This window comes from Streptomyces sp. NPDC046977 (assembly GCF_040644455.1).
Classification (GTDB): Bacteria; Actinomycetota; Actinomycetes; order Streptomycetales; family Streptomycetaceae; genus Actinacidiphila.
Map to the genome: position 1 here is coordinate 132,637 of NZ_JBEYWO010000008.1, position 21,491 is coordinate 154,127.

Consider the following 21,491-nt stretch of genomic DNA (forward strand, 5'->3'; position numbering starts at 1 on the left):
ACCCTGTACACTTTTCCTCGGCCGGTGCGAAGGAAACAAAGCGCCGGACATGGTGGGTGTAGCTCAGTTGGTAGAGCACCTGGTTGTGGTCCAGGTGGCCGCGGGTTCGAGTCCCGTCACTCACCCTGAACGATCAAGGGCTGACCTGGTAAAACAGGTCGGCCCTTTTTCGTGCCCCGACTTTGGGAACACAACGGGAACACAGACCCCCTGCCCCGGTCCTATCGTCGATCCATGGCGAGCATCGTGGAGCGACCCAAGGCAGACGGAACGATCACCTTCCAGGTGAAGTGGCGCGAGGGCGGCGGGCGCACCGACCCCGGCCAGACCGAGCGGTTCGGCGACCGCCCCAGCGCCGAGCAGTTCAAGAAACTGGTCGACGCCCACGGCCAGCACTGGCCCCCCGGCTGGGTACGCGGCGAGGGATTCGTCGAGCAGCCGGCCACCCCCGGGGACATGCCGTTCGAGCAGTGGGCCACCCGGTACGTCAGCCGCCTCACCGGGATCGACGACCGGACCCGCGACGACTACTACCGAGACGTCCGCCTGCACCTGTCCCTGCTCCAGCACACCGAGCCGTCCGGCCGGGTCGTACCGGCCACCATCTGCAACCTCGTGGCAGACGACATCCAGGACTGGGTGCGCCTCCAGGAGGACGGCCTCCCCGACCCGGAGAAGCCGGAGAAGTGGGAGCGCCGGCCCGCGGACCCGAAGTCCATCCGCAACAGGCACGGACTGCTGTACTGCGTCGTGCAGGCCGCGGTCGAGGCCGAGCCGCAGCTCCGCACGAAGAACTGCTGCAAGTCCACCCGCCTGCCGCGGGTCGACGACCACACCGACGAGGAGATGACGTTCCTCGAACACGACGAGTACGCCCGGATCCGGCTGGAGATCAAAGACCCCGCCGCGCGGGACCTCGCCGACTGGCTCGTTGGTACGGGCATGCGCTGGGGCGAGGCAACCGCCCTCATGGTGAAGGACATCAGCCTCACCGGGGCGACTCCGACCGCGAACGTCCAGAGGGCCTGGAAGCGGGCCAAGAAGGGGTCGACCAAGTCTTTCTACCTCGGGCCCCCGAAGACCCGCCGAGCGCGCCGCCTGGTGGCTCTGTCGCCCGATCAGGCGGACATGGTGCGACGGCTGGTGGCGGGCCAGCCGCCGGAGGCGTTCGTCTTCCGGGCCGCGCGCGGCGGGGAGTGGCGGCACGGGAACTACTACAACCGCAAGTGGGTGCCCGCGGTGAAGGCCGCGATCGAGAAGGGCCTGCCGAAGCGACCCAGGATCCACGACCTGCGGCACACGCACGTGTCATGGCTGATCGCGGCGCGGATCCCGCTGCCGGCGATCCAGATCCGCGTGGGGCACGAGTCGATCTCAACGACCGTCGACCGGTACGGGCACCTGGTGCGCGGGCTGGACGACGAGATCACGGCCGCCGTGCAGGCCGCGATGCGGGGAGGAGTGCCGCATCAGGGCCTGCACGCTGTGCGCGACGCGGGCTGAGAAGGGAGCGGCGCTCAGCGGCCGTTACGGCCGGTCCAGCGCTGCTCCCACAACCCCTGCTGGTTGAACACCCGGTCGAGATAGTCGTTGATCTCGTCGACCGCGGGCTGCTCGATGTGCCTGGGATGCAGGAGGGTAAGGATGAACCCCTCCTTGATGACGGGCGCGACGATAAGCCCGTCGGGCAGGGCCCCGTCGTGGTCGATGACGTAGCGGGCGATGAGCCTGCCCTTGCGGTCCGGGTGTTCACCAGCGTCCACCCCCCAGTGGCGCACGAGTCCGCCGTCGTTGAGCATGCTGGCGTACAGCGCGTTCAACTCGGCGCACAGTTTCTTGCTGATGAGTCCTTCGCGGACGCCCACGAACGCGCGGCCTGGTTCCTCCGCGATGATGCAGGCTCGGCCGTCGGCCATGTGGTGGCCGGGAATGGTGGTGAACCACGCCTCTGTTCGCTCGGCGAGGTCGTCTTCGTCTGGCATCTGGCCCCCTATCGGAGCTGGCGCTCACGCTCCAAACATACGACCGCATGTTCGAATAGCCGCGCAAGCGTTCCCAGTGATCACACGCCCCCCAGGCGGATCACCCATGATGCACAAACGGTCACTCTCTGACTAGAGCCGATCCCTAAACTCACGCTTTGGAGGGATGGTGCACGTGCCTCAGGCCTTGTCGTCATCGCTTCGACGCCGCCAGATCGTCTCCGCGAAGTCGAACAACATGGCCTGCTGCTCCTCCGTCATCTCCTCTGTCTGATGCACCAAGACGCGGATCTCGTCAGATGGATGCCAGTGCGTCTGCACGCCGAAGAACTGGGCGGCAGCTGCTTCACGTACACGGCCCAGTGGGATCTGGCCGGCGGCGGCGAGGCCGCGAAGCTCAGCCGGGGTGGGTGGGGTGACGTTCGGCTCCGCGTTCTCCAGGTTGCGGTAGCGGCCGAACTTCCAGGTGGGTCCGGCGTCCTGATCGTCCGGGTCGATGGTGAGGTCGGCGAAATCGCGCAGGCTCAGGCGCAGGGCGGCGCGCCGCTCCCTCACCAGGTCAGAGAGATCTGTCCTGACTTTCTGCTCAGCCATGCCGATCATCCTGCCACTCCGGTCTGCGTAATGGGCCGTGGGGTGTCCATGTAGGGGTTAGTACGCGGACCGGATCGGCCCAGCTCAACACACACCGATGTTCGTTGAGATGGACAGAGTGTCCATCCTCCGATACGGCGCACGCTAGGGCGCAAAGTAGCCATTTACCAAATCCACATACGCGGTCGCGTTCACTCCAAAAAACAGGATGTTCAACACGCTGGACACCGCGTCCATCCCCGCCTATGCTCGTGTTCACCACAAAGAACAACACGTTCTCCGAGGTGAACAGTGACACCAGGACCACCCATGTTCGCGCTGGTCAGCGCGGACCTGCTGCGGACCCTGATGGAGCGCACCGGCACCGGCCAGCCCATCAGCATCCGGCAGCTCGCCGACAGCGTCGGCGTCCCGCACGGCACGATCGGCAACCTCCTCACGGGTGAACAGAAGAGCGTCCCCCAGGACGTCGCCTACAGCATCTGCGAGCGCATCGGCGTAGACCTCCTCATCCTCTTCGCTCCCCTCGGCCGTCAGCGCTCCGTTGCCGCTCCGGTCATCGCGGCGGTGCCGGCATGACCGCGCGGCACACGTACGCCGAGGCCGCCGCGATCCTCCGGGTCGACGAGCGGTGGCTGCGCCGGAACATCGCCCGGCTGCCCCGCACGAAGAAGGGGCGCGTCGTCACCTTCTCTGATGACGACCTGGCACGGATCGACGCGATGTTCCACCGCGAGCCCGAGGCCGAGGCCGGGGCGATCACGACGACGGCCGGACCGCATCCGCTTGCTGCCCTGAAGCCGCTGCCTGCACGGCGCGCCGGCTGACCTACCCCGAGCACAACTGAGGGCCACTCCCGACTTCCCGGCCCGGAGCAGCCCTCTCGACGCTCACCCCGCCCAATCCAGAAAGCGAGGCGCACGCCTTGAGCACCATCATCCCATTCACCTTCCCGGAGACCGGACCGGCTATCTATGCCGTCCGATTCAGCAACGACGTGGTGAAGGTGGGTTACAGCGCACGCCCCCTCAGCCGCCTGCGAGTCCACGACAGGGCCGCCCGGCAGATGGGCATCCAGATCGTTCAGGCGTGGGCGTCTGAGCCGCACGAGAACGCGCGCAAGAACGAGCGCCTGCTCATCGACTTCTGTGCGGCCAACGCGCCACGTGTAACGGGAGAGGGGGCGGGAGAGTACTTCGCTGGAATCGACTTCGGTGACGTCGTGGAGTACGCATCCTCGCTCTGCTGCGAGCTCGTTGCGCCTGCCCACCCGCAGCCCGCGGTGAAGACCTGCGCAGCGTGCGACACCGTGCACGACCGTCCGCTCACGGCGCAGGGGCTCCTGCATCAGGTTGCCCACGGCGAGCTTCGGATCATCGACCGGTTCGGGCGGGACGTCAGCGCCGCGTGGGCTGGGGCTAAGCCCGCGACTTGCTCCGCCGCCCTTGAGGGCGGTGCGCGATGAGTGAGCGCATCACTGAGTTCCCCATCCCCAGGGACCGCACGGTCGTCGTGACCCGCATCCCCGAGCCCGAGGAGCCGTTCGCGGTCCGCTGGGCCCGCAAGCGGGACAACGAGACCACGTTCGAGGTCATGTGCAACCTGGCCGAACGCCGCCTTGTCCGTACCTGGCGCTACATCTCCGCGGACGGCGCGTTCGTGAACGTCCCGGACATCGACGACCTGGCCGACTGGCTCTACGAGTTCGGTGGCGATCTGAAGGTCAGCCGGCCGTTCGAGGGCTTCCGCCAGTACGTCCTGCACACCCGGTCGGAGGCCTTGTCGGACGGCTCGTTCCTGCGGGTGCGGGTGGCGTGTTCGGTGCCGGAGGACGTGGTCGTGCACGAGGACATCCGCTCGAAGGCGGTTGCGGCATGAGCGCCCCGCAGACCGTGACCCGCGCCTCGGCCGAGATCGTGGCCCGCGCCCAGGCCGCCGACGACGTGTTCGGCTGGGCCCGGGAAGTCCTCTTCGGCTACATCGACTTCGAGCACGCCAAGCCGTTTCTCCACGACGACGTAACCGCCGAGCAGTGGGCGGAAGCCGTGCCGGACCCGGCGAAGGTCCGCGACGAGGCGCACGCCTACTACGTGTTCACTCTCGGGAAGATCGAGGACGAGCGGGGGATCTCCGCCGAGCGGTCCGTGATCAAGCTGCGCGAGTACGCGTGGCTGATGGGCCTGGACGACGTGGTCGCAGCGATGGACGAGGCGGCGTACGCGCCGTATGGGGCGCCGAAGGTGGCTGCGTTCGCGGCCGGCCTCGGCTTCACGCCGGACGGTGCGCTGTGAACGTTCGGGCCATCAACGCAGCGGCGGGCGTGATCCTCGCGTCGATGCAGCGGAAGCGGACTGCGGCTGGGATCGCGGCGGACGTCGAGGCCGCGGGGTTGCTGATGTCGCCGGAGACCGCGGCCGAGCTGGCCGGGCTGCGGGCGCGCGTCGCCGAGCTGGACGCCGGGATCGCCTGGCGGGACGCGGAGCGCGAGCGCTGGGCGGACGTCCACTCTCTGGTGGAGCGGGCCATCGACAAGGGCTACAGCAGCGTCGACACGTACCAGTTGGAGGACGCGCTCGGCCCCGAGCCGGAGCCCGCCACCGTCGAGACCACCCAGCCGACTGAGCAGCCGCGTTGCGGCAACGCCAAGTGCGGCACGCCGATCACTCGGGGCGCGCAGTGGTGCAGCACGTGGTGCCACCAGGCCGACGACGCCGCGAAGGCGGAGCCCGGCGGTGCGTCGTGAGCGCATTCGTGAGGGCGTTCCTCTTCTGCGACAAGTGCGGATCGTCGCACGACAGCTCCGCTGTGCCTGCCGCAGAGAACATCGCCAAGGCCCGCAAGGCGGCCCGGGGGTACGGCTGGCACCGCACACGGGCTGGCCGCGACATCTGCCCCGACTGCTGGGCGGAGGGCCACCGATGAGCGACATCGTCTGGCTCGCCTGGCCCACCGGCCTCTACCTCGCCGTGCTCGCTGCGTTCGGCGTCCCGCACCTGATCTGGATCGCGAACGGGCGCCCGGCCGCGCCCGCGGTGACCGACCCCGGGGCCGACGCCCGCCGCGACCTCACCTCCCCTCAGCCCATGCCGACGGGTCGGCACCGACTTCCCTGGAGCTGCACGCGATGACTGGACCCGAGCACTACCAGCAGGCCGAGAACCTGATGACCGAATACGAAGCGATCGTCGAGAACGGCGGCGACCCGGGCGACATGCTCCAGGCCGCACAGATCCACGCGACGCTTGCGCTTGCTGCCGCCACCGCAATGGGCGCACCGGTCGACGGCGAAGCCGACAGCGGCCTCCCGCCGCGCGACGCCAAGGCCTGGTACGACGCGGCTGGCGTCAAGGCGGAGCAGCAGGCGGGCGGTGCGTCCGCGTGACCGACAACCGAACCCGCATCGACGGACCCCACCCCATCACCATCCAGGCCATCCCCGCCGGCGCCCGCATCGACATCTCCCGCACGCTGGAAACGTTCGTCCTCGCCCTGCTCCGCGACTACCGCGAGGAACTGGAGGACCTCGGCAAGATCGACGACGCCGCGGAACACCAGCGCTCGCACGGCAACACCGACTCCTACGCGGGCCACGAGCGGGACGCGAAGCTCCAGGCGCTCATCGAGGCCGTGGGCGGCGACATCGTCATCCATGGCGCGAAGGTCGGCGAGATGGCCGACGCGCTCGGTGAGATCGCCCGGCCGAAGCCGGTCCCGGGGCAGAGCCGGAGGGCGTCATGAGCGCCTACCACGAGCTGCTCGCGCACCTGCGCTGCGGCACCGACGAAGGCTCGCGCCGCGCCAAGGAGCTGATCGGCGACTACCGCGCCGAGGTCCTCGCCGAGACCAGCACGTGGCTGGTCAAGAAGGCCCGCGAGTTCCGCGCCGCCAGCCGGAAGCGCGAGCGGGAGCAGGGCGACACGTGCGCCATTCTCGCGTCACAGATCGCACGCGGTGCCGTCCGGCCGAACAACCTCCGGATGCTGCCCGACGCCGGGTTCTTCGAGGTCGACCGCGAGTACGTCAGCGACACCCAGAAGTTCCGGTGCGAGGCCATCACCCCCAGCCCGGCAACCGGCGAGCGCCGCGCCATCGGGTGGAAGTTCGCGCCGGTCTACGACGTCCACCACTGGCACGCCACCGCGCTCGACCCAGACGACTGGGCGCACGGCGGCTGGACCGAGGCCCCGAAGGCCGGTGAGCAGCGATGACCGAACAGCCCACCCGCCGCACCGTCCTCGCCGCCGCCATACAGCGCGAGACCGGCCCCTGGACCACCACCCACGCCATGGCCATCAACGCCGCCGCCGGATACAGCGGCCACCGCAACACCGCCCGCAAGGACATCCGTGCACTCGTCCGCGCCGGCGTCCTGGCCCCCGCGACGGGGACCGGCAACTGCACCTACGTACTCCCCGGAGGCGACGCATGACGACCACGACCGAGGCCGGGGCCGCCGCCCCGGCCCCGGGCCGCCGCGTCACACCGACCGGCCGCCTCATCCTCCCCGCCGACGCCGACCGCGCCGACTGGCTCACCGCCCGCCGCTCCGGTCTCGGCTCCAGTGACATCGCCGCGATCCTCGGCATCTCCCGCTTCGGAAACGCCCTCACGGTCTGGCACGACAAGTCGGGCGGACTCCCGCTGGAGGGCGACGACTCCGAGCCCGCCCTGTGGGGACGCCTCAACGAGGAGACCGTCGCCCGCGAGTGGGCACGCCGCAACCGCTCGCACGTCCGCCGCGTCGGCCTCGTCGCCAACGTCGACCGACCGTGGCAGATGTGCACCCTCGACCGCCGCGTCCTGGCCTGCCCCATCTCGCAGGACACCACGGAACGCTGCGCCGTCGAGATCAAGTGCCGCGACAAGATGAAGGCCGGCCAGTGGCGCAAGGGCACCCCGGACGACGTCCTCGCACAGACCCTGTGGCAAGCCGACGTCTGCGGCTTCGACCACATCCACGTCGCGTGCCTCATCGGCGGCAACGACTACCGGCAGTTCGTCGTCCGCGTCGCCGACCACACCGACGTCGTCGCCGACTTGCGGGCCGCCGGCGAGCAGGCGTGGCAGCAGATCGTCGCCCGCCGCCCGCCGCTGCTGACCGGCGAGGAGGAGCCCGGCCCGCTCCTCGACCTGTACGCGCAGCTCCACCCGGAGCGGTCCGGATACGTCGAGATCGACCGCGACGGCGACGCGCAGGACGACCTCACCGCGTACATCGAGCAGGCCGCCGCCGAGTCCGCCGCGAAGAAGGCGAAGGAGAAGGCGAAGGCCAAGCTCATCGGCCACCTCGGCGGTAAGCAGGCCGCGTTCTACCAGGACCGCCCGGCCTACTCCTACGACGAGGAGTCCCGCGAGTACGTCGACCGCGAGCGGCTCCGCGAGGAGTTCCCCGCCGCCTACGAGGCGTGCGTCGAGGACCGGGTGTCCCGCCGCCTCAACATCCCCCGCAACGTCCGTGAGGAGTTCACCTCGTGACGACCCTTGCCGATCGTGCGGCCGCTGCTGCTGGCCGCACCGACACCACCACATCGGACGAGGCGGCACCGGCCTACGAACCGCCGACCGTGACCGCTCTGGCACCCGACCTGTCCGCCTACGAGCCCGGCCCTGACGATCCGCCCATGGTGCCCGTGCACATGGCGTGGCTCCGCGTCCGCAAGGACATCCGCAGTATCGAGAAGGGCGAGGAGTACAACGACGGGTACTCGCGCTACAACTTCCGCGGCGTCGACGCCACCGTCACGGCCTTCGCCCCGGTCACCCTCCGGCACGGCGTCAACGTCATCCCGCGCCAGGTCGACGCCACCTACCGCGACACCAAGACCGCCAAGGGCAAGGCCACCCGCGAGTGCACCGTCTCCGTGACGTGGCACATCATCGGCCCGATGGGCGACGTCATCGTTGCCCAGTCGCAGGGCGAGGCCCTCGACTCCGGCGACAAGGGCACTGCCAAGGCACAGTCCGTCGCACTGCGCGTGCTCCTCCTCAACGGCGGCCTCGTGCCGACCGGCGACCCCGACCCCGGCAGCTCCACCATCGACCGCGGCGAGGCCAACGTCCGCTCCGCAGTCAGCTACCTCGACGAGATCACCGACCCGCAGACCAGCGCCGGTCGACTCCGGCAGATCCACCACGAGCTGAAGCAGTCGCAGCAGCTCGGTGCGCTCGTCACGAACGAGGTCGGCAATGAGGAAGCCGTGGGTGACATGGTCGTCCGCATCGGCAAGGAGCGCGCCGCCGGGGGTGGCCAGTGACCCCCTGGCACCTCGGCCGCATGGCCGCCCTTGACTTCGAGTCGAGCGACAAGATCCCCGAGACCGCGCGCATCGTGACCTGCGCCCTCATCCTCGTCGGCGGCGGACTGCCCACCGACACCCGCGAGTGGCTCCTCAACCCCGGCATCCCCATGGAGCCCGGCGCCATCGAGGTCCACGGCATCACCGACGAATACGCCGCCGAACACGGCCAGCCCGCCAAAGAAGGCGTCCACGACATCGCCCAGGCCATCGCCGAAGTCGTCACCGCCGGGATCCCGCTCGTTGGCCACAACCTCGGGGGCTACGACCTCAACCTCCTCAACCACGAGTGCGCCCGGCACCTCGGCGACACCCTCGAAGGGATCTGCCGGGCCCGCATCGACCGTGTCCTCGACACGATGGTCCTCGACCGGCACGTCGCCCCGTACCGGCGCCGCGTCTCGGAGACCCAGGGCCCGTACCAGATGCGTACGACCGCCGAGACGTACGGACTGGGCTGGGACGAGGACAAGGCGCACGGCGCCACCTACGACGCGCTGATGTCCGCCCGGGCCGCCTACAAGATGGGCGCCATTGCCCACGCGGCGCCCCAGGACCGCCCGGTGTGGGTGCACCAGCTGAGGACGCAGCGCTTCGACTCCCTGGCAGGTGTCTCGCTCGAGCACCTGCACCAGATGCAGATCGAGTGGGCCCGGAAGGACGCCGCCAGCTTCCAGGAGTGGCTGCGTACGAAGGCGCCCGCGGAGAAGCGGGATCCGAACGCGGTGATCGACGGCACGTGGCCGCTGCGCCCGGTCGCCGAGGAGGTGCTGGCATGAGCCTCTTCGGACGCCGAGAGAAGAGCCGCATCGCCGAGCTTCAGGCTCGCGACCTCGTCCGCCTCGACCGCATCAGTGACCTGGAGAAGGCCCTCGCCTCCGCCCAGCGCGACCCCTACCTGGCCAAGCGCCGCGAAGCCGACATGGCCGAGCGGATCGTCCGGCTGGAGAAGCAGGTCCGCGCGAAGGACGCCGCGATCACCCTCCTCGGCGAGCAGCTCGACAACGCGATCGGCACGAACAACGAGGGCGACCTCGACGCTGCCGGCCGCCGCGAGACCACCCGCCGCAGCGCGGCGAAGGCAGGTGGCCGGTGAACGTTCCGCTCGCCGTCGGCGGCCTGGTGCTGCTCCTCAGCCTCTCCCTGGCCGCCGTGACCTGCCGCTACCTCCCGCCGCCCCACCGCGGCCGCCACGCCCGCACCACCGGAGGCAACCCGTGACCGCACCGCCCACCGAAACCCCCGTCCCCGCGCTGACCACCCGCGCGGGGGCGGGCACCACCCCCGACCTCACCGTCATCGTCCACGACCACCGCCCGGCCCCGCAGGGCAGCAAGCGCCACGTCGGCCGCGGCCGGCTGCTGGAGCAGTCCAAGCGCGTCGCCCCCTGGCGCGTCGCCGTGGAAGCCGCCGCCAAGGACGCCATGAACGCCCGCTGGCTGGCCGGTGGTGGCGAGGACACCCTCGACGGCCCGCTGTCCGTCGAGGTCGCCTTCACCGTCCGCAAGCCCGCCAGCGCCCCCAAGCGGCGCATCACCTGGCCCGTCACCCGCGACAGCGGCGACATCGACAAGCTGCTCCGCAGCACGTTCGACGCCCTCACCACCGCGGGCGCCATCGTCGACGACTCCGCGATCGTCGAGGTCGTCGCCCGCAAAATGCACCCCGAGGAGGGCCTGGACGCCCTCACCGTCCCGGGCGCGGTCATCCGCGTGTGGCGCCTGGTCCCGGCGGTGACCCGGTGAACGTCCTCTCCCTGTTCTCCGGCATCGGCGGCATCGAACTCGGCCTCGAACGAGCCGGCATGACCACCGTCGGCCAAGTCGAGATCAACACGTTCTGCCGCCGCGTGCTGGCCCACCACTGGCCGGAGGTCCCCCGCCATGACGACGTCCGCACCGCCAACGCCTGGTGGGACTCCGAGCCCCGCCCCCGGGTCGACGTCGTTGCCGGCGGCTTCCCCTGCCAGCCCTTCTCCGTCTCCGGCAAGCAGCTCGGCATCGCTGACGAGCGGTGGATGTGGCCCGCAATGGCTGCCGTTGTGCGCCACGTACGACCCCGATACGTCTTTGTGGAAAACGTCGGAGACCTTGTTCGAGACGCCGACGCCTTCGGATGGCTCCTCGGTGACCTGGCCGCTATCGGGTTCGATGCGGAATGGGCAGTGCTTTCTGCGCTCCAGTTCGGAGCCCCCCACGCAGCCCGTAAACGGGTCTACCTCGTGGCCCACCCCCAGGGCGGCGATGGACACGCACGGGATCGCATGGGCCAGAGCGGAGAGCGGAGAGCACCGTTCGCTACTGGACGACTATCTGGCCTTCCTGTGGCTACGCGAAGGCAGGCCGCGCGTGAGTGGCTTGAAGCCGAACCCCGTGTGGATCGGCTGGTTGATGGGCTTCCCGGCCGGGTGGACGAGCTTGCCGCCTACGGCAACGCCGTCATCCCCGCCGCCGCCGAGCACATCGGCCACCTGATCGTCGCGGATGCTGCCGCTCGGGCGGTGGCCGCATGATCTCCGTCCTGGCGTGCCTGACCGGCACCCGCCACCCCGACACCTGGCACTCCACCAACCCGGCCGAACAAGCCGAAGCCCGAGCCGTCTGCCAGGCCTGCCCCGCCCGCGTCGCCTGCCGCACCCGCATCCTCGCCGCCGAAGCCGGACTGCCCGCCCTGGACCGGGCCGGGATCCACGCCGGCCTCGACCCCGAGGAGCGCGCCGCCCTCGACCCGACCATCCCCACCGCGCCCGTGCGCCAGCTGAAGGGGTGCGGCACCGAAGCCGCACAGCGCCGACACCAGCGCAAGGGCGAGACCTGCGACCGCTGCCACGTCGGCACCAAGGCGGTGGCCGCATGAAGTACAGCCACTACTCCCTCACCCTGCGCCGCTCCGCACCCGACAACCTCGACCCCCCCACCAACTGGCAGAAGAACGGCGCCTGCCGGAACGAGGAATTCGACCTGCACTTCCCCGCAGGCACGACGGGCATCCACTTCGTCCAGGCACAGGAAGCGAAGGCCGTGTGCCGCCGCTGCCCCGTCATGGAGCGCTGCGCCGCCTGGGCGCTCCAGAACCGCGAACCCTTCGGTATCTGGGGCGGGATCGACGAGGACGAGCGGCGCTCCATGCTCCGCCGGCTGGCCCGCGATCGGACGGCCGCCCGCAAGGAGGCTGCGGCGTGACCGGGGGGCCGGGGCAGCCGGTGTGTCTGGACTGGCGGGACTCCCGCCACTGGGGCGGAACCGACAAGCCCTGCCGGTACTGCGGCAAGCCCACACCGCTGCGCGACTCCAAGCGCTCACCCGCCCACAAGGTCTGCGCCGAGAAGCGACTCGTCGAGCAGGCCGCCGAAGCCACTGAGGCCTACGAGAGCGAACGCCTCCAAGGCCTCTGACCCCAACCAGCGCACCACCCACAGAGAAAGGCCACACCGTGCCCAAGCTCAACAGCTTCGACATCCCCAAGGTCAAGCTCGACGCCGCAGCCGCCGCCGTCGAAGCCTCCCTCACCACCGAACAACGCCGCGGCCTCTTCGAGAACCCCGGCACCACCGTCTACGTCATCGCAGCGCTCACCTCCAAGGCCTACACCGGCCACGCCGACGGCGAGGAGAAAGACCCCGAGGTCAAGGTCCGCGTGACCGAGTGCGAAGTCGCCGCCGACGAGGAGGAGGCCGCCGCCCTCGCCGACGCCAAGCGCGCCATGTGGAGGCGCCGCCGCATGGACGGAACCCTCGACGAGATCGGCAACGGCATGCGCAACGGCGGTGCTGTCCTCGACGCGGCGTTCGCCGGCTATCCCACCGAGGCCGAGTACCGGCAGCAGGAGATCGAGAAGGAAGCCGCACGCCGCGGCGACTTCGTTCGCTGACAGCGCTCCTGGCGGCCCGGGACGTGGCACCCCGGGCCGCCCTGGCACCGATCCCCCTTGATGACGAACAGAGGACAGCGTGACCGAGATCGTTAAAGCCTCGACGGCGGAGGAAGCCCGCACTCGCGCGGACCGCATCAGGTCCGGCATGCGAGTCCTCGCCGAGTGGCAGCAGGACGTCATCGCCGCCTACGCGGCCCGCGACTGGGACGCCCTCGGCTACGACACCTGGGACGGCTACCTCGACGGTGAGTACGGCGAGCACCGGGTCCGGCTCCCGCGCGAGCAGCGGCGGGAGATCGTCGCCGGGATGTCGGCCGCCGGGATGTCCACCCGGGCAATCGGCTCTGCCGTCGGGGCTGGCAACGCCACGGTGCACCGCGACATTCAGGCGACTGTTTCAGATGGAACAGACGGTCAGCCGCAGGCGGTGCTTTCCCTCGACGGCCGCGAGCGCCCCGCAACCCGACCGGCTTCCGAGCCGAACATCTGGGTCGAGCCCAGGGCGGACGAGGTAGTCGACGCCGAGGTGATCGACGAACCGCGCCCCGAACCGAAAACCAAACGGCGCCCACTCCCCGAAGCATTCACCGACGCCGGCCGCGACCTCACCCGAGCCGCCGAACGCCTCACCCGACTCACCGAAGACGACCGGTTCGCCAAAAACCGCGACACCACCCACCACCAGGTCCCCGAACTCATCGGCGCCCTGGAACACACCGCACGCCTCATCACGGCCATGAACCTCCCGGCCGCCCAGGCAAGCGAAGAGGCCCGCCGCTGGTGGGCGACGAGCCTCCACAAGATCAGCGACGCCCTCACCGACGTCGCCAACTCCATCGAACAGGAGCAGTAATGCCTAACCCCACCGTACCCGGTCAGAACCCGAACGGCCCCGTCTACAACATCGTCGACATCACACCCGACCTCGCCCGCAAGTGGCTCGCCCAGAACACCCACAACCGCAACCTCCGCGAACGCGTCGTCAACGGCTACGCCGCCGACATGCGCAACGGCAACTGGGTCGAGGACGGACAGAGCATCAAGTTCGCCCAGGGCGACACCGTGCTCCTCGACAACCCGCTCATCTTCGGAGGCCCGCTCCTCGACGGCCAGCACCGTCTCAGCGCCATCGTCACCGCCAACGTCGCCGTCCGCATGCTCATCGTCTCCAACCTCGACGACAGCACGCAGGAAACCATGGACACCGGCGCCAAGCGCAGCCTCGCCGACGTCCTCAAGCTCCGCGGAGAAGAACGGTACGTCCCCCTCGCCGCAGTCCTTCTCCGCGCCTACCTGTGGGAAGTGCAGGGGCAACGCCGCAGCATGAAGGGGGACCGCGCCCGGCCGACCCACCGCCAGCTCCTCCAGTTCCTCGCAGACCACGCCGAACTCCGCCGTGCCGCCGAGATCGGCTCCCGCGTACGAGGCGCCGTAAGCATCTCGGCCAGCACCGCGGGGCTGTGCCACTGGCTCTTCAACCAGATCGACAAGAGCGACTGCGCCTTCTTCTTCGCGCGCCTCACCGACGGCGCCGGCCTCGACACCGACGACCCCATCTACGCCCTCCGCCGGGTCGCAGACAACTTCGCCAAGGACAAGGGCCGGATCAGCGACGAGCACATGACTGCGCTGGTCATCAAGGGCTGGAACGCCTACCGCGAAGGCCGTTCGATCCGGCTCCTCACCTACAAGCCCGGCGGGGCCGCGCCCGAGGCGTACCCCGAGCCCAAGTAGCCGACCCCGCGGGCCCGTCCACCTCGGCGGGCCCGCCCCGGCCCTACCCGCACCCCGGAGAGAAGAGCACACGTGAGCAACGAAGAGCAGGAGCAACGCACCGGAAGCGTCGCCCACGCCTTCGGCCAGGCCCTCGCCACCCAATGGGCGCCCACCATGCCCACCGCGCTCAAGCGGACCGGCCTGCCCATCCTGCTCTACGCGATGCGCCAGCTCTCCAACGCCACCGGCGCCCTGCGCTACACCCGCGACGGGAAGCCCGTCCGCCTGAAGCAGATCGCGGCCGCCGCCTGCTGCGCCGAGAAGGACGCGCGCCGCTACGTGGAGGCCGCACTCCTCGCCGGTGTCGTCCAGATCGACGGGGAGCGGAAGCGTGGATCGATCACCGCCTACCAGCTGATCGTGAACCCGTTCCCGGATTGGGACGCCGCCGTCTCCTACCTGAGGGCGAATGCACGTAAGTCGGGCAAGGCGCGGACGGTGTGGCAGACCGCCAACACCCCCGAAAGTTCGGGTCACCGCGACCCCAACTCGGAAGAGCCGACCTCGGGTCACCGCGACCCCAACTTGAGGCCCGAAACCGACACCGAACCTCGGGTCACCGCGACCCATTGGAGTTCGGGTCACCGCGACCCATTGAGTTCGGGTCACCGCGACCCCAACAACCCATGGAATACCCATGAGGTCTCCCACGACGGGGCTGAGGTAGTTCCCCAACCTCAGGTAGTGGACGGCTGGGATCGCGAAGAACCCGAACCCGACGACCACGAACACGACCACGAGGACGACGAGGCCGCTCCGCGACCCGACACCGCTCAGACCGCCACCGGCTTCGCCCGCTGCGCGATCTGCCACCGCCCCCTCGTGCCCGACCCCAAGCGCCCCGCCCGCACCACCCACGCCCACTGCACCGCGCCTCACGCGAAGGCGAGCTGACCCATGCCCATCCGACCCGAGAACAGGAACCGCTACCCCGCGGACTGGAAGGCCATCAGCCTCCGCATCCGCACCATCCGAGCCGCCGACCGCTGCGAATGCATGGGCGAATGCGGCCGAGGCACCCACACCGGCCGCTGCCCCAACCGCCAAGACCAGCCCGCCTACGGCACCGGCTCGAAGGTGCAGCTGACCGTCGCCCACCTCGACCACACCCCCGAACACAGCAACGACGACAACCTCCGCGCCATGTGCCAGGGATGCCACCTCCACTACGACCGCGACCACCACCGCGAAACCGCAGCAGCCACCCGCCGAGCAGCCCGAGAAGCCTCCGGACAGACCGCCCTCGACATCACCTGACCGCCAACCGCAGACCGCCCCCGCCAACCCCGAAGGAGCCCCGCATGGGCATGCACCACTCCACCTACTTCGCCTACGGCATCCACGTCACCACCGACCGCTACGCCTGGGAGGAGTCCGAGCACGCCGACGAGGCGCTGTCCGAGATCCAGCAGAGCTGCCCGGACATCAGGACCCTCTCCGCCGGCGACTACGACCGCGACCACTTCTTCCTCGTCACCAAGTCGCACGAGGTCAAGCTCGGCACCTTCGAGCACGTCACGCCCAGCACCGCCACCCCCCAGCAGATCACCGACTGGGACCGCCAACTCCTCGCCGCCGCCATCGCCCTCGGCTACACCGACACCTCCGCACCCGGCTGGCTCGTCGTCCCCGATTGCAGCTGAAGCCCAACGCACGGCCGCACCAACGAGACCACCCGTCAACAAGGAGCAGCAGATGACCACCGAAACGGAACCGGTTCGTCCCGGCCGCGCGCACAGGCCCGCCCTCGGCCCGCGTGAGCGGCAGGTGCTGGAGGGCATGGCCCGGGGCCAGTCGAACGGGGAGATCGCCCGGGAGCTGTGCCTGTCCGTGGACACGGTGAAGACGTACGCCCGGGGCGTGTTCGATGCGCTGGGGCCTCGGACGCGGGCGGGCGCGGTGCGTGAGGGCCGGCGGTTGGGTCTGGTGGGCGGGCCGTGCCCGACGTGCGGACGGGACGGCCAGCGATGAGCCCGGCCCCCGCCAGTTGCGAGCAGTGCGGACGAACCGGCAGCCGAGGCTTCCGGACCCTCACCGCCCCCGACATCAAGCCGATCACCGTCTGCGCGAACAAGGCCGCCTGCCGCAAGCGCTGGCCCAAGCCCGCCATCGACGAAGCGTGATTGCCCGCCTGTACGCCGCCCACCCCACCACACACCGAAAGGACCAGCCGATGAACGACAAGCCCCCGCAGCCGCCCGGCGGCCATCTCGCCCGCACCTGCCGCCACTGCTGGACCTGGATCCGCTGGGTCGAAGGCGGCACCTGGACGCACGTCAACCGATCCGACGTCGGCCACACGCCCGAACCGCCCCCGCTTACAGCCGCCCCGTGACCACGCACGGACGCTGCCCCCGGGACCTAGCCGGGGGCAGCGCCGGACCAGCATCCCACCCCGACAAGGAGAACCCCGTGACCGACCTGCCGCCGCTGAACGGCCTCCGCGTTCTCGACGCCTACTGCTGCCAGGGCGGCGCCGGATGGGGCTACCGCCAAGCCGGGTTCGACGTCACCGGCCTCGACCTCGACCCGCAGCCCCGCTACCCGTTCGAGTTCATCCAGGGCGACGCGATCGCCTACATCGCCGAGCACGGCCACGAGTACGACTTCATCCACGCCAGCCCGCCATGCCAGGGCTACAGCGACGCCCAGGTCTTGCAGGGCCGCGACCACCCCATGCTGATCGCCCCCACCCGCGACGCCCTCAACGCGACCGGCCGGCCCTGGGTCATCGAGAACGTCCCCGGAGCCGTCGCCCACCTCCACGACCCGGTCGTCCTGTGCGGGCTCATGTTCGGACTGCGCACCTACCGCGACCGGTACTTCGAGTTCGGCGGCGGCGCCAGCCTGCCGCAGCCGCACCACCCCCGCCACGACAAGCCGATCACCAAGATGGGCCGGCCCCGCCGCGAAGGCGAGATGGCCCACTACGTCGGCAACTTCTCCGGCGTCGCCGAGGCCCGCGACGACCTCGGCGTGCCGTGGATGAACCGCGACGGCATCCGCGAATGCATCCCGCCGGCGTACACGCGCCACATCGGCCAGCACATCGCCGCCGCCCTGCCCGTTCCGGCCGGGGAGGTAGCTGCGTGACTGCCGACGCCTACCTGACCATCCGCTGTGACGACTCCGCCTGTGACGCCGAGGGGTCCTGGCCAGTCCGCCACGACCCGCATACCCATCGCGAACTCCGCCGGCTGCTGAAGGGGCACGGCTGGCGCCGGACCCGGGACGGCCGCGACCTCTGCCCCGACCACGCCCCCGCTCCGGCCGTGTCCGCGGCCTAGGAAGGACCCCCATGACCACGAGCCAGCCGACCTACCCGCACTCCGACGGTGACGTCACCGTCCTCGGCCCCGAGATCTTCGCCAGCCTCGACGGCCAAGTCATCTGCTGGAAGGGCCAGAACTACGTTCAGCAGGCCGAGCTCGACGGCACCGTGCGCCAGGCCGTCGAGTACTTCCTCCAGTCGCAGCAGCCCGACGGTACGTGGGAGTGCGCCAGCAGCTACACCGACGACCCGGAAGAGGCCGCCGGTCGTCTCGTCCGCCGCCGGGAACTGATGCCGGACTTCACGTTCCGGCTTGCCGTGCGCATCGCGATCGTCGCCGTCCAGCCGCTGCCCGAGCAGGACGCCAGCACGGCCGAGGAGGCGCAGCAGTGACCCGCCCGAACCCCTCCCCGGAACAGCAGCTCCTCGACCTCGTCACCCGCGCCGAACGCGGCGCGCTCCTCCCCGACGAGGCCGCACTCCTCCGTACCGCGATCCAGGCCGGCGCCGAGGCGCGTCGCAGCGCGGGCGGGTTGCAGCGTGCGTTGCAGACCGAGCGGGCCCGGGTCCGCGAACTGGAGCACGCGGCCCGGCTTGTGGCTGCGGTCGCCGAGATCGTCGAGGCGAACGGCCTCTGGTGGGCCGCTGACTCGGTACGCCGCGCCCTGACCGGGTCGCTGGCGCCGCAGGAGCCCGCTGGAGGCCCGCACGGCGCCCCGGACACCCAAAGCCCCACCCGAGCCGCGACAGGCGCCACACAGGCCGCAGGAGACCCGCGATGACCACACCCACGCCCGAACCCACCACCACCCACACCACCGCGTGGTTCATCGAAGCCAGCCGCAACGGCAAGTGGCGCGCCACCAGCCTCGACTACGACACCCGCGACGAAGCCCTCGAACGCCTCGCCATCACCCGCGAAGCCGTCCCCAGCCAGCAGTACCGCCTCGTCCGCAGCGAGACCACCGAGACCGTCGAGGAGGCGTAGCGATGACCCCGCAGCCGTACCGCATCCTCGTCACCGGCTCCCGCGACTGGAACCAGATGGACATCGTCCACGGCGCACTCGCAACCGCCTGTTTCCAGAACGTGCCCGCGGTCATCGTCCACGGCGCCTGCCCCTCTGGCGCCGACGCCATCGCCTCCTGGTGGGTCCGGGGCCACCGGATCATCGGCCTCACCGAGGAGCGCCACCCTGCCGATTGGCGCCCCGGCGGCCGCTTCGACCGGGCCGCCGGCTTCCGCCGCAACGCCCACATGGTCGCCCTCGGCGCCGACGTCTGCCTCGCGTTCATCCGCAACGGCAGCAACGGCGCCTCCCACACCGCGGCCCTCGCCGAGCAGGCCGGCATCGAGGTCAGGCGGTGGACCGCGTGAGCCAGTCCGTGGGCGTCCTCGTCGGCACCACCCTCGCCGGGATCGTCGTCGGCGGCTGCGTCCTCCTCGCACTGCTCTTCCTCGGCGCGGGCCTCCGCGACGCCTGGCAGTACCGGCCCCGGTTCCGGCGCGCCATGCCCGCGGTGATCGTCGCCCTCGCCATCGCGGCCGTGCTCGCGGCCGCCGCCTACATCGACTGAACGGACCACCGCCATGCCCAACATCACCCGCGTCTTCACCACCGACGAGCTGGAGGAGGTCGGCGTCCCCTTCGAACTCGACGGCGAAGGCTGCGCCACCGAGATCGTCAACGAGCCGTCCTCGTCCGGCCGCTGGCACGAGACCCGCCGCCTGATCTTCCGCGCGCCCGACGACGGCCACGCCTACCTCATCCGCTACCGCGTCGGCCTCACCGAGCAGCAGGACGTCGAGCCGTTCGACGGCGACACGGTGACCGCGACGCGAGTCGAGGAGCGCGAGGTCACCCTCACTCGCTGGGAACCCGTCCAGGCCTGACCCGGCCGCCCGACGACCGAAAGGACCACCCGCCATGGGCTGGAGCTCCGCCAACAGCATCTTCGACCCCGTCGCCCACGCCCTCATCGACGCCAAGGCCACCCCCGAGGCGAAGCGCAAGGTCCTCGGCGACCTCATCAAGGGCTTGCAGGAGGGCGACTGGGACACCGAGGACGAGTCCCTCGAACTGTTCCTCGGCGACCCGGCCATCGTCCAGGCCTTCGCCGACAACGAGGTCCACCTCTCCGATCGCCGCTGCTGCCGCGTCCTCCTCGCCGACGACCCCCGCGCGCAGCTGCACGCCATGCGGTCCACGGACGCCACCAAGTCCGAGATGGACCGCGCCCTCGACGCCTACGCCCACCAGCTCGCCGAGCTGCTGCGCAAGGACGCCGACCTGCGCCAGACCGAGGGCGAGCAGGACCTCGCGCGGTACGGCCGGGAGCTCGCGCACTACATCGATCCGACCGTCCAGAAGCCCTGACCTGCCCCGGCCCGGCCGCCACCGCGCGCGGCCGGGCCCCACACCCCGGAGCACCACATGACCCAGCCCAGCGCCCTCGACCTCCTCAAGCGCACCGAGCACTACCTCTCCGCCCTCCACACCAGCGTCGGCCGCCACGACAACCTCGCCGCCAACTACGGCTGCGCCGGCTGCGAACTCCGCGACCAGATCGAGGCCGCGCTACCAGCCCTCACCGCGCCCAGGAGCACCACATGACCCCGACCCTCGACCGCATCCTCGCCGCCCTCAACCGCGCCGTGAAGAACGCCGCAAACGCCGACCAGACCGACTACACACTCACGCCCGGGCCGGTGTGCGCTGCGCCCGAAGGCTGCCACCGCGTCGTGCCCTGCGACCCGGGGTGCGGCGCGCGGAAGCCCGTCCGGCCCGCAGCCCAGCAGCCGGTCCGCGACGACGAGGGCCAGCCGATCTGCACTTGCACCTACCGCGAACGCTGCCCCGGCTGCCTCGCCGACGCCATCGAACGCGTCCGGCAGCTCCACACCCGCGTCGAGCCCGAGTCCGGCAGCCCCGCCTACTGCGCCCACTGCGTCCAGTGCGAAGACCGCGCCCCGTGGCCCTGCGACACCATCCGCGCCCTCGACGGCATCCCCGACGCCAAGGAGGCCGAACCGGAACCGCTCACCACCGGCACCGACGACGACTACTGCGGCATCGACCCTCCCCAACGCGCCGACGACCCCGACAGCCAGTGGGGCGACTGCTGGTGCACCCGCCCGTCGGACCACGAAGGGGAGCACCGCTGCGAGCCGTGCACCTCGCGGCACGGCGCGCCGGGCTGGGACGAGAACGGAGCCGTCCGTGCGTGACCTCGCCCGCGCCGTACTCGCCGGCCTCACCACCGCACTCCTCGCCTTGGCCGTGGCCGCGCTCGCCATCGCCGTCGAAGCGCACCACGCGTACCGCGACGCCACCACCGCGCCCAGCCCGAGCCCGAACCAGGAGCCCACACCGTGACCGAACGCACCGTCCGCACGCCCTACGAACACACCCTCGCCGAGATCAACGAGACCAACGCGACGCTGAACGCCATCGGCACCAACCCCGACGGCACCTCGCGCGGCCTCGACGGGCCGACCGCCGTCGGCGCGCTCACCGTCCGCTCGAACCTCACGATCGCCTCGGCGCTGCTCGCCGTGGCCGACGCGCTCATCAACACCGCGAAGGAGCCCCGCCCGTGACCGGCCTCGACCTCGCCGCCGTGATCGCCCTGTGCATCACCGCGATCCTCTGCACCGCCCTCTGGGCCTCGACCAAGACCACCCGCAACCGGAAGGGTT

46 protein-coding genes, 1 tRNA gene and 1 pseudogene are annotated in these 21,491 nt (G+C 70.5%); 46 read left to right on the plus strand and 2 right to left on the minus strand.

Annotated elements, in window-relative coordinates:
• Nucleotides 1-52: 52 nt before the first annotated feature.
• A tRNA-His gene (locus ABZ883_RS14530) sits at nt 53-125 on the plus strand.
• Between the two features lie 109 nt (nt 126-234).
• A complete protein-coding gene (locus ABZ883_RS14535) occupies nt 235-1,503 on the plus strand; it encodes a site-specific integrase (protein ID WP_360905953.1) in 1,269 nt (422 codons plus the stop codon).
• A 14-nt stretch (nt 1,504-1,517) separates the two neighbouring features.
• Here ABZ883_RS14535 and ABZ883_RS14540 read toward each other — a convergent pair whose 3' ends face one another.
• Together ABZ883_RS14540 and ABZ883_RS14545 are read right to left on the minus strand one after the other, a co-directional pair.
• Nucleotides 1,518-1,982 (minus strand): hypothetical protein, encoded by a 465-nt coding sequence (locus tag ABZ883_RS14540; RefSeq protein WP_360905954.1) that lies wholly within the window; start codon nt 1,980-1,982, stop codon nt 1,518-1,520.
• A gap of 180 nt (nt 1,983-2,162) precedes the next feature.
• Nucleotides 2,163-2,576, minus strand: coding sequence for an XRE family transcriptional regulator (locus ABZ883_RS14545; protein WP_360905955.1), 414 nt, complete (start codon nt 2,574-2,576; stop codon nt 2,163-2,165).
• A 309-nt stretch (nt 2,577-2,885) separates the two neighbouring features.
• Here ABZ883_RS14545 and ABZ883_RS14550 point away from each other — a divergent pair, with 309 nt between their 5' ends.
• The 44 genes and pseudogenes from ABZ883_RS14550 to ABZ883_RS14765 all read left to right on the plus strand — a co-directional run bounded on the left by ABZ883_RS14550 (nt 2,886) and on the right by ABZ883_RS14765 (nt 21,392).
• On the plus strand, nt 2,886-3,155 hold the full coding sequence (locus tag ABZ883_RS14550; RefSeq protein ID WP_360905956.1) for a helix-turn-helix transcriptional regulator: 270 nt from the start codon (nt 2,886-2,888) through the stop codon (nt 3,153-3,155).
• Nucleotides 3,152-3,403, plus strand: a complete 252-nt coding sequence (locus ABZ883_RS14555) for a DNA-binding protein (RefSeq protein WP_360905957.1) — start codon at nt 3,152-3,154, stop codon at nt 3,401-3,403. The genes ABZ883_RS14550 and ABZ883_RS14555 overlap by 4 nt, the downstream gene beginning before the upstream one ends.
• Nucleotides 3,404-3,501: 98 nt before the next feature.
• Nucleotides 3,502-4,041 (plus strand): hypothetical protein, encoded by a 540-nt coding sequence (locus tag ABZ883_RS14560; RefSeq protein ID WP_360905958.1) that lies wholly within the window; start codon nt 3,502-3,504, stop codon nt 4,039-4,041.
• Nucleotides 4,038-4,454 (plus strand): hypothetical protein, encoded by a 417-nt coding sequence (locus ABZ883_RS14565; RefSeq protein ID WP_360905959.1) that lies wholly within the window; start codon nt 4,038-4,040, stop codon nt 4,452-4,454. Before ABZ883_RS14560 ends, ABZ883_RS14565 begins: the two co-directional genes overlap by 4 nt.
• Nucleotides 4,451-4,867 carry a hypothetical protein gene (locus tag ABZ883_RS14570; RefSeq protein WP_360905960.1) on the plus strand — a complete coding sequence of 139 codons (417 nt, stop codon included), beginning with the start codon at nt 4,451-4,453 and terminating at the stop codon, nt 4,865-4,867. The genes ABZ883_RS14565 and ABZ883_RS14570 overlap by 4 nt, the downstream gene beginning before the upstream one ends.
• 44 nt (nt 4,868-4,911) lie before the next feature.
• Nucleotides 4,912-5,319 (plus strand): hypothetical protein, encoded by a 408-nt coding sequence (locus ABZ883_RS14575; protein WP_360905961.1) that lies wholly within the window; start codon nt 4,912-4,914, stop codon nt 5,317-5,319.
• Nucleotides 5,316-5,498 (plus strand): hypothetical protein, encoded by a 183-nt coding sequence (locus tag ABZ883_RS14580; RefSeq protein WP_360905962.1) that lies wholly within the window; start codon nt 5,316-5,318, stop codon nt 5,496-5,498. Before ABZ883_RS14575 ends, ABZ883_RS14580 begins: the two co-directional genes overlap by 4 nt.
• Nucleotides 5,495-5,704: a hypothetical protein gene (locus ABZ883_RS14585; RefSeq protein ID WP_360905963.1), complete on the plus strand. Its 210-nt coding sequence runs from the start codon at nt 5,495-5,497 to the stop codon at nt 5,702-5,704. The genes ABZ883_RS14580 and ABZ883_RS14585 overlap by 4 nt, the downstream gene beginning before the upstream one ends.
• Entirely contained in the window at nt 5,701-5,958 is a 258-nt protein-coding gene (locus ABZ883_RS14590; protein ID WP_360905964.1) for a hypothetical protein, read from the plus strand. Before ABZ883_RS14585 ends, ABZ883_RS14590 begins: the two co-directional genes overlap by 4 nt.
• On the plus strand, nt 5,955-6,314 hold the full coding sequence (locus ABZ883_RS14595; protein ID WP_360905965.1) for a hypothetical protein: 360 nt from the start codon (nt 5,955-5,957) through the stop codon (nt 6,312-6,314). The genes ABZ883_RS14590 and ABZ883_RS14595 overlap by 4 nt, the downstream gene beginning before the upstream one ends.
• On the plus strand, nt 6,311-6,784 hold the full coding sequence (locus ABZ883_RS14600; protein WP_360905966.1) for a hypothetical protein: 474 nt from the start codon (nt 6,311-6,313) through the stop codon (nt 6,782-6,784). The genes ABZ883_RS14595 and ABZ883_RS14600 overlap by 4 nt, the downstream gene beginning before the upstream one ends.
• The gene (locus ABZ883_RS14605) at nt 6,781-7,005 is read left to right on the plus strand and encodes a hypothetical protein (RefSeq protein WP_360905967.1); all 225 of its coding nucleotides are present in this window, start codon (nt 6,781-6,783) and stop codon (nt 7,003-7,005) included. The genes ABZ883_RS14600 and ABZ883_RS14605 overlap by 4 nt, the downstream gene beginning before the upstream one ends.
• On the plus strand, nt 7,002-8,051 hold the full coding sequence (locus ABZ883_RS14610; RefSeq protein ID WP_360905968.1) for a lambda-exonuclease family protein: 1,050 nt from the start codon (nt 7,002-7,004) through the stop codon (nt 8,049-8,051). Before ABZ883_RS14605 ends, ABZ883_RS14610 begins: the two co-directional genes overlap by 4 nt.
• The gene (locus ABZ883_RS14615) at nt 8,048-8,830 is read left to right on the plus strand and encodes an ERF family protein (protein WP_360905969.1); all 783 of its coding nucleotides are present in this window, start codon (nt 8,048-8,050) and stop codon (nt 8,828-8,830) included. The genes ABZ883_RS14610 and ABZ883_RS14615 overlap by 4 nt, the downstream gene beginning before the upstream one ends.
• The gene (locus ABZ883_RS14620; protein WP_360905970.1) at nt 8,827-9,651 is read left to right on the plus strand and encodes an exonuclease domain-containing protein; all 825 of its coding nucleotides are present in this window, start codon (nt 8,827-8,829) and stop codon (nt 9,649-9,651) included. The genes ABZ883_RS14615 and ABZ883_RS14620 overlap by 4 nt, the downstream gene beginning before the upstream one ends.
• Entirely contained in the window at nt 9,648-9,968 is a 321-nt protein-coding gene (locus ABZ883_RS14625) for a hypothetical protein (protein WP_360905971.1), read from the plus strand. Before ABZ883_RS14620 ends, ABZ883_RS14625 begins: the two co-directional genes overlap by 4 nt.
• Nucleotides 9,965-10,093 carry a hypothetical protein gene (locus ABZ883_RS14630; protein WP_360905972.1) on the plus strand — a complete coding sequence of 43 codons (129 nt, stop codon included), beginning with the start codon at nt 9,965-9,967 and terminating at the stop codon, nt 10,091-10,093. The genes ABZ883_RS14625 and ABZ883_RS14630 overlap by 4 nt, the downstream gene beginning before the upstream one ends.
• The gene (locus tag ABZ883_RS14635) at nt 10,090-10,617 is read left to right on the plus strand and encodes a RusA family crossover junction endodeoxyribonuclease (protein WP_360905973.1); all 528 of its coding nucleotides are present in this window, start codon (nt 10,090-10,092) and stop codon (nt 10,615-10,617) included. Before ABZ883_RS14630 ends, ABZ883_RS14635 begins: the two co-directional genes overlap by 4 nt.
• Nucleotides 10,614-11,384, plus strand: a complete 771-nt coding sequence (gene dcm, locus ABZ883_RS14640; RefSeq protein WP_360905974.1) for a DNA (cytosine-5-)-methyltransferase — start codon at nt 10,614-10,616, stop codon at nt 11,382-11,384. The genes ABZ883_RS14635 and dcm overlap by 4 nt, the downstream gene beginning before the upstream one ends.
• On the plus strand, nt 11,381-11,728 hold the full coding sequence (locus ABZ883_RS14645; protein WP_360905975.1) for a WhiB family transcriptional regulator: 348 nt from the start codon (nt 11,381-11,383) through the stop codon (nt 11,726-11,728). Before dcm ends, ABZ883_RS14645 begins: the two co-directional genes overlap by 4 nt.
• Nucleotides 11,725-12,054, plus strand: a complete 330-nt coding sequence (locus ABZ883_RS14650) for a WhiB family transcriptional regulator (RefSeq protein WP_360905976.1) — start codon at nt 11,725-11,727, stop codon at nt 12,052-12,054. Before ABZ883_RS14645 ends, ABZ883_RS14650 begins: the two co-directional genes overlap by 4 nt.
• Nucleotides 12,051-12,266, plus strand: coding sequence for a hypothetical protein (locus ABZ883_RS14655; RefSeq protein WP_360905977.1), 216 nt, complete (start codon nt 12,051-12,053; stop codon nt 12,264-12,266). Before ABZ883_RS14650 ends, ABZ883_RS14655 begins: the two co-directional genes overlap by 4 nt.
• A 38-nt stretch (nt 12,267-12,304) precedes the next feature.
• Nucleotides 12,305-12,742: a hypothetical protein gene (locus ABZ883_RS14660; RefSeq protein ID WP_360905978.1), complete on the plus strand. Its 438-nt coding sequence runs from the start codon at nt 12,305-12,307 to the stop codon at nt 12,740-12,742.
• Between the two features lie 79 nt (nt 12,743-12,821).
• A complete protein-coding gene (locus tag ABZ883_RS14665; RefSeq protein ID WP_360905979.1) occupies nt 12,822-13,598 on the plus strand; it encodes a hypothetical protein in 777 nt (258 codons plus the stop codon).
• The gene (locus tag ABZ883_RS14670) at nt 13,598-14,479 is read left to right on the plus strand and encodes a hypothetical protein (protein WP_360905980.1); all 882 of its coding nucleotides are present in this window, start codon (nt 13,598-13,600) and stop codon (nt 14,477-14,479) included. The genes ABZ883_RS14665 and ABZ883_RS14670 overlap by 1 nt, the downstream gene beginning before the upstream one ends.
• 72 nt (nt 14,480-14,551) lie before the next feature.
• The gene (locus tag ABZ883_RS14675) at nt 14,552-15,415 is read left to right on the plus strand and encodes a hypothetical protein (RefSeq protein ID WP_360905981.1); all 864 of its coding nucleotides are present in this window, start codon (nt 14,552-14,554) and stop codon (nt 15,413-15,415) included.
• A 3-nt stretch (nt 15,416-15,418) separates the two neighbouring features.
• On the plus strand, nt 15,419-15,778 hold the full coding sequence (locus ABZ883_RS14680; protein ID WP_360905982.1) for a hypothetical protein: 360 nt from the start codon (nt 15,419-15,421) through the stop codon (nt 15,776-15,778).
• A gap of 44 nt (nt 15,779-15,822) precedes the next feature.
• Complete coding sequence (locus ABZ883_RS14685; RefSeq protein WP_360905983.1) at nt 15,823-16,164, plus strand: hypothetical protein; 342 nt, start codon at nt 15,823-15,825, stop codon at nt 16,162-16,164.
• Nucleotides 16,165-16,276: 112 nt separating this feature from the next.
• Nucleotides 16,277-16,492 (plus strand): annotated as a pseudogene (locus ABZ883_RS14690) (LuxR C-terminal-related transcriptional regulator); the annotation flags it as partial.
• On the plus strand, nt 16,489-16,644 hold the full coding sequence (locus ABZ883_RS14695) for a hypothetical protein (RefSeq protein WP_360905984.1): 156 nt from the start codon (nt 16,489-16,491) through the stop codon (nt 16,642-16,644). The pseudogene ABZ883_RS14690 and the gene ABZ883_RS14695, both read left to right, overlap by 4 nt.
• Nucleotides 16,645-16,694: 50 nt before the next feature.
• On the plus strand, nt 16,695-16,856 hold the full coding sequence (locus ABZ883_RS14700; RefSeq protein WP_360905985.1) for a hypothetical protein: 162 nt from the start codon (nt 16,695-16,697) through the stop codon (nt 16,854-16,856).
• A gap of 77 nt (nt 16,857-16,933) precedes the next feature.
• The gene (locus ABZ883_RS14705; RefSeq protein WP_360905986.1) at nt 16,934-17,614 is read left to right on the plus strand and encodes an SAM-dependent methyltransferase; all 681 of its coding nucleotides are present in this window, start codon (nt 16,934-16,936) and stop codon (nt 17,612-17,614) included.
• Entirely contained in the window at nt 17,611-17,808 is a 198-nt protein-coding gene (locus tag ABZ883_RS14710; RefSeq protein ID WP_360905987.1) for a hypothetical protein, read from the plus strand. Before ABZ883_RS14705 ends, ABZ883_RS14710 begins: the two co-directional genes overlap by 4 nt.
• A gap of 11 nt (nt 17,809-17,819) precedes the next feature.
• Nucleotides 17,820-18,185, plus strand: coding sequence for a hypothetical protein (locus ABZ883_RS14715; protein ID WP_360905988.1), 366 nt, complete (start codon nt 17,820-17,822; stop codon nt 18,183-18,185).
• Nucleotides 18,182-18,574: a hypothetical protein gene (locus ABZ883_RS14720; RefSeq protein ID WP_360905989.1), complete on the plus strand. Its 393-nt coding sequence runs from the start codon at nt 18,182-18,184 to the stop codon at nt 18,572-18,574. Before ABZ883_RS14715 ends, ABZ883_RS14720 begins: the two co-directional genes overlap by 4 nt.
• Nucleotides 18,571-18,780, plus strand: a complete 210-nt coding sequence (locus ABZ883_RS14725) for a hypothetical protein (RefSeq protein ID WP_360905990.1) — start codon at nt 18,571-18,573, stop codon at nt 18,778-18,780. The genes ABZ883_RS14720 and ABZ883_RS14725 overlap by 4 nt, the downstream gene beginning before the upstream one ends.
• Nucleotides 18,781-18,782: 2 nt before the next feature.
• The gene (locus ABZ883_RS14730) at nt 18,783-19,169 is read left to right on the plus strand and encodes an SLOG family protein (protein ID WP_360905991.1); all 387 of its coding nucleotides are present in this window, start codon (nt 18,783-18,785) and stop codon (nt 19,167-19,169) included.
• Nucleotides 19,166-19,369 (plus strand): hypothetical protein, encoded by a 204-nt coding sequence (locus tag ABZ883_RS14735; protein WP_360905992.1) that lies wholly within the window; start codon nt 19,166-19,168, stop codon nt 19,367-19,369. Before ABZ883_RS14730 ends, ABZ883_RS14735 begins: the two co-directional genes overlap by 4 nt.
• A 13-nt stretch (nt 19,370-19,382) precedes the next feature.
• A complete protein-coding gene (locus ABZ883_RS14740; RefSeq protein WP_360905993.1) occupies nt 19,383-19,685 on the plus strand; it encodes a hypothetical protein in 303 nt (100 codons plus the stop codon).
• A 34-nt stretch (nt 19,686-19,719) separates the two neighbouring features.
• Nucleotides 19,720-20,169: a hypothetical protein gene (locus ABZ883_RS14745; protein ID WP_360905994.1), complete on the plus strand. Its 450-nt coding sequence runs from the start codon at nt 19,720-19,722 to the stop codon at nt 20,167-20,169.
• Between the two features lie 57 nt (nt 20,170-20,226).
• Entirely contained in the window at nt 20,227-20,406 is a 180-nt protein-coding gene (locus tag ABZ883_RS14750) for a hypothetical protein (RefSeq protein WP_360905995.1), read from the plus strand.
• Nucleotides 20,403-21,020: a hypothetical protein gene (locus ABZ883_RS14755; protein ID WP_360905996.1), complete on the plus strand. Its 618-nt coding sequence runs from the start codon at nt 20,403-20,405 to the stop codon at nt 21,018-21,020. The genes ABZ883_RS14750 and ABZ883_RS14755 overlap by 4 nt, the downstream gene beginning before the upstream one ends.
• On the plus strand, nt 21,013-21,168 hold the full coding sequence (locus ABZ883_RS14760; RefSeq protein ID WP_360905997.1) for a hypothetical protein: 156 nt from the start codon (nt 21,013-21,015) through the stop codon (nt 21,166-21,168). Before ABZ883_RS14755 ends, ABZ883_RS14760 begins: the two co-directional genes overlap by 8 nt.
• Nucleotides 21,165-21,392 carry a hypothetical protein gene (locus ABZ883_RS14765; RefSeq protein WP_360905998.1) on the plus strand — a complete coding sequence of 76 codons (228 nt, stop codon included), beginning with the start codon at nt 21,165-21,167 and terminating at the stop codon, nt 21,390-21,392. Before ABZ883_RS14760 ends, ABZ883_RS14765 begins: the two co-directional genes overlap by 4 nt.
• Nucleotides 21,393-21,491: the final 99 nt, after the last annotated feature.

Coding starts and splice junctions, on each gene's coding strand:
- ABZ883_RS14535 (WP_360905953.1), top strand. CDS start 235: ATGGCGAGCATCGTGGAGCGACCCAAGGCAGACGGAACGATCACCTTC.
- ABZ883_RS14540 (WP_360905954.1), bottom strand. CDS start 1,982: ATGCCAGACGAAGACGACCTCGCCGAGCGAACAGAGGCGTGGTTCACC.
- ABZ883_RS14545 (WP_360905955.1), bottom strand. CDS start 2,576: ATGGCTGAGCAGAAAGTCAGGACAGATCTCTCTGACCTGGTGAGGGAG.
- ABZ883_RS14550 (WP_360905956.1), top strand. CDS start 2,886: ATGTTCGCGCTGGTCAGCGCGGACCTGCTGCGGACCCTGATGGAGCGC.
- ABZ883_RS14555 (WP_360905957.1), top strand. CDS start 3,152: ATGACCGCGCGGCACACGTACGCCGAGGCCGCCGCGATCCTCCGGGTC.
- ABZ883_RS14565 (WP_360905959.1), top strand. CDS start 4,038: ATGAGTGAGCGCATCACTGAGTTCCCCATCCCCAGGGACCGCACGGTC.
- ABZ883_RS14570 (WP_360905960.1), top strand. CDS start 4,451: ATGAGCGCCCCGCAGACCGTGACCCGCGCCTCGGCCGAGATCGTGGCC.
- ABZ883_RS14575 (WP_360905961.1), top strand. CDS start 4,912: ATGCAGCGGAAGCGGACTGCGGCTGGGATCGCGGCGGACGTCGAGGCC.
- ABZ883_RS14585 (WP_360905963.1), top strand. CDS start 5,495: ATGAGCGACATCGTCTGGCTCGCCTGGCCCACCGGCCTCTACCTCGCC.
- ABZ883_RS14590 (WP_360905964.1), top strand. CDS start 5,701: ATGACTGGACCCGAGCACTACCAGCAGGCCGAGAACCTGATGACCGAA.
- ABZ883_RS14600 (WP_360905966.1), top strand. CDS start 6,311: ATGAGCGCCTACCACGAGCTGCTCGCGCACCTGCGCTGCGGCACCGAC.
- ABZ883_RS14605 (WP_360905967.1), top strand. CDS start 6,781: ATGACCGAACAGCCCACCCGCCGCACCGTCCTCGCCGCCGCCATACAG.
- ABZ883_RS14610 (WP_360905968.1), top strand. CDS start 7,002: ATGACGACCACGACCGAGGCCGGGGCCGCCGCCCCGGCCCCGGGCCGC.
- ABZ883_RS14625 (WP_360905971.1), top strand. CDS start 9,648: ATGAGCCTCTTCGGACGCCGAGAGAAGAGCCGCATCGCCGAGCTTCAG.
- ABZ883_RS14645 (WP_360905975.1), top strand. CDS start 11,381: ATGATCTCCGTCCTGGCGTGCCTGACCGGCACCCGCCACCCCGACACC.
- ABZ883_RS14650 (WP_360905976.1), top strand. CDS start 11,725: ATGAAGTACAGCCACTACTCCCTCACCCTGCGCCGCTCCGCACCCGAC.
- ABZ883_RS14670 (WP_360905980.1), top strand. CDS start 13,598: ATGCCTAACCCCACCGTACCCGGTCAGAACCCGAACGGCCCCGTCTAC.
- ABZ883_RS14680 (WP_360905982.1), top strand. CDS start 15,419: ATGCCCATCCGACCCGAGAACAGGAACCGCTACCCCGCGGACTGGAAG.
- ABZ883_RS14685 (WP_360905983.1), top strand. CDS start 15,823: ATGGGCATGCACCACTCCACCTACTTCGCCTACGGCATCCACGTCACC.
- ABZ883_RS14695 (WP_360905984.1), top strand. CDS start 16,489: ATGAGCCCGGCCCCCGCCAGTTGCGAGCAGTGCGGACGAACCGGCAGC.
- ABZ883_RS14700 (WP_360905985.1), top strand. CDS start 16,695: ATGAACGACAAGCCCCCGCAGCCGCCCGGCGGCCATCTCGCCCGCACC.
- ABZ883_RS14715 (WP_360905988.1), top strand. CDS start 17,820: ATGACCACGAGCCAGCCGACCTACCCGCACTCCGACGGTGACGTCACC.
- ABZ883_RS14725 (WP_360905990.1), top strand. CDS start 18,571: ATGACCACACCCACGCCCGAACCCACCACCACCCACACCACCGCGTGG.
- ABZ883_RS14730 (WP_360905991.1), top strand. CDS start 18,783: ATGACCCCGCAGCCGTACCGCATCCTCGTCACCGGCTCCCGCGACTGG.
- ABZ883_RS14740 (WP_360905993.1), top strand. CDS start 19,383: ATGCCCAACATCACCCGCGTCTTCACCACCGACGAGCTGGAGGAGGTC.
- ABZ883_RS14745 (WP_360905994.1), top strand. CDS start 19,720: ATGGGCTGGAGCTCCGCCAACAGCATCTTCGACCCCGTCGCCCACGCC.
- ABZ883_RS14750 (WP_360905995.1), top strand. CDS start 20,227: ATGACCCAGCCCAGCGCCCTCGACCTCCTCAAGCGCACCGAGCACTAC.
- ABZ883_RS14755 (WP_360905996.1), top strand. CDS start 20,403: ATGACCCCGACCCTCGACCGCATCCTCGCCGCCCTCAACCGCGCCGTG.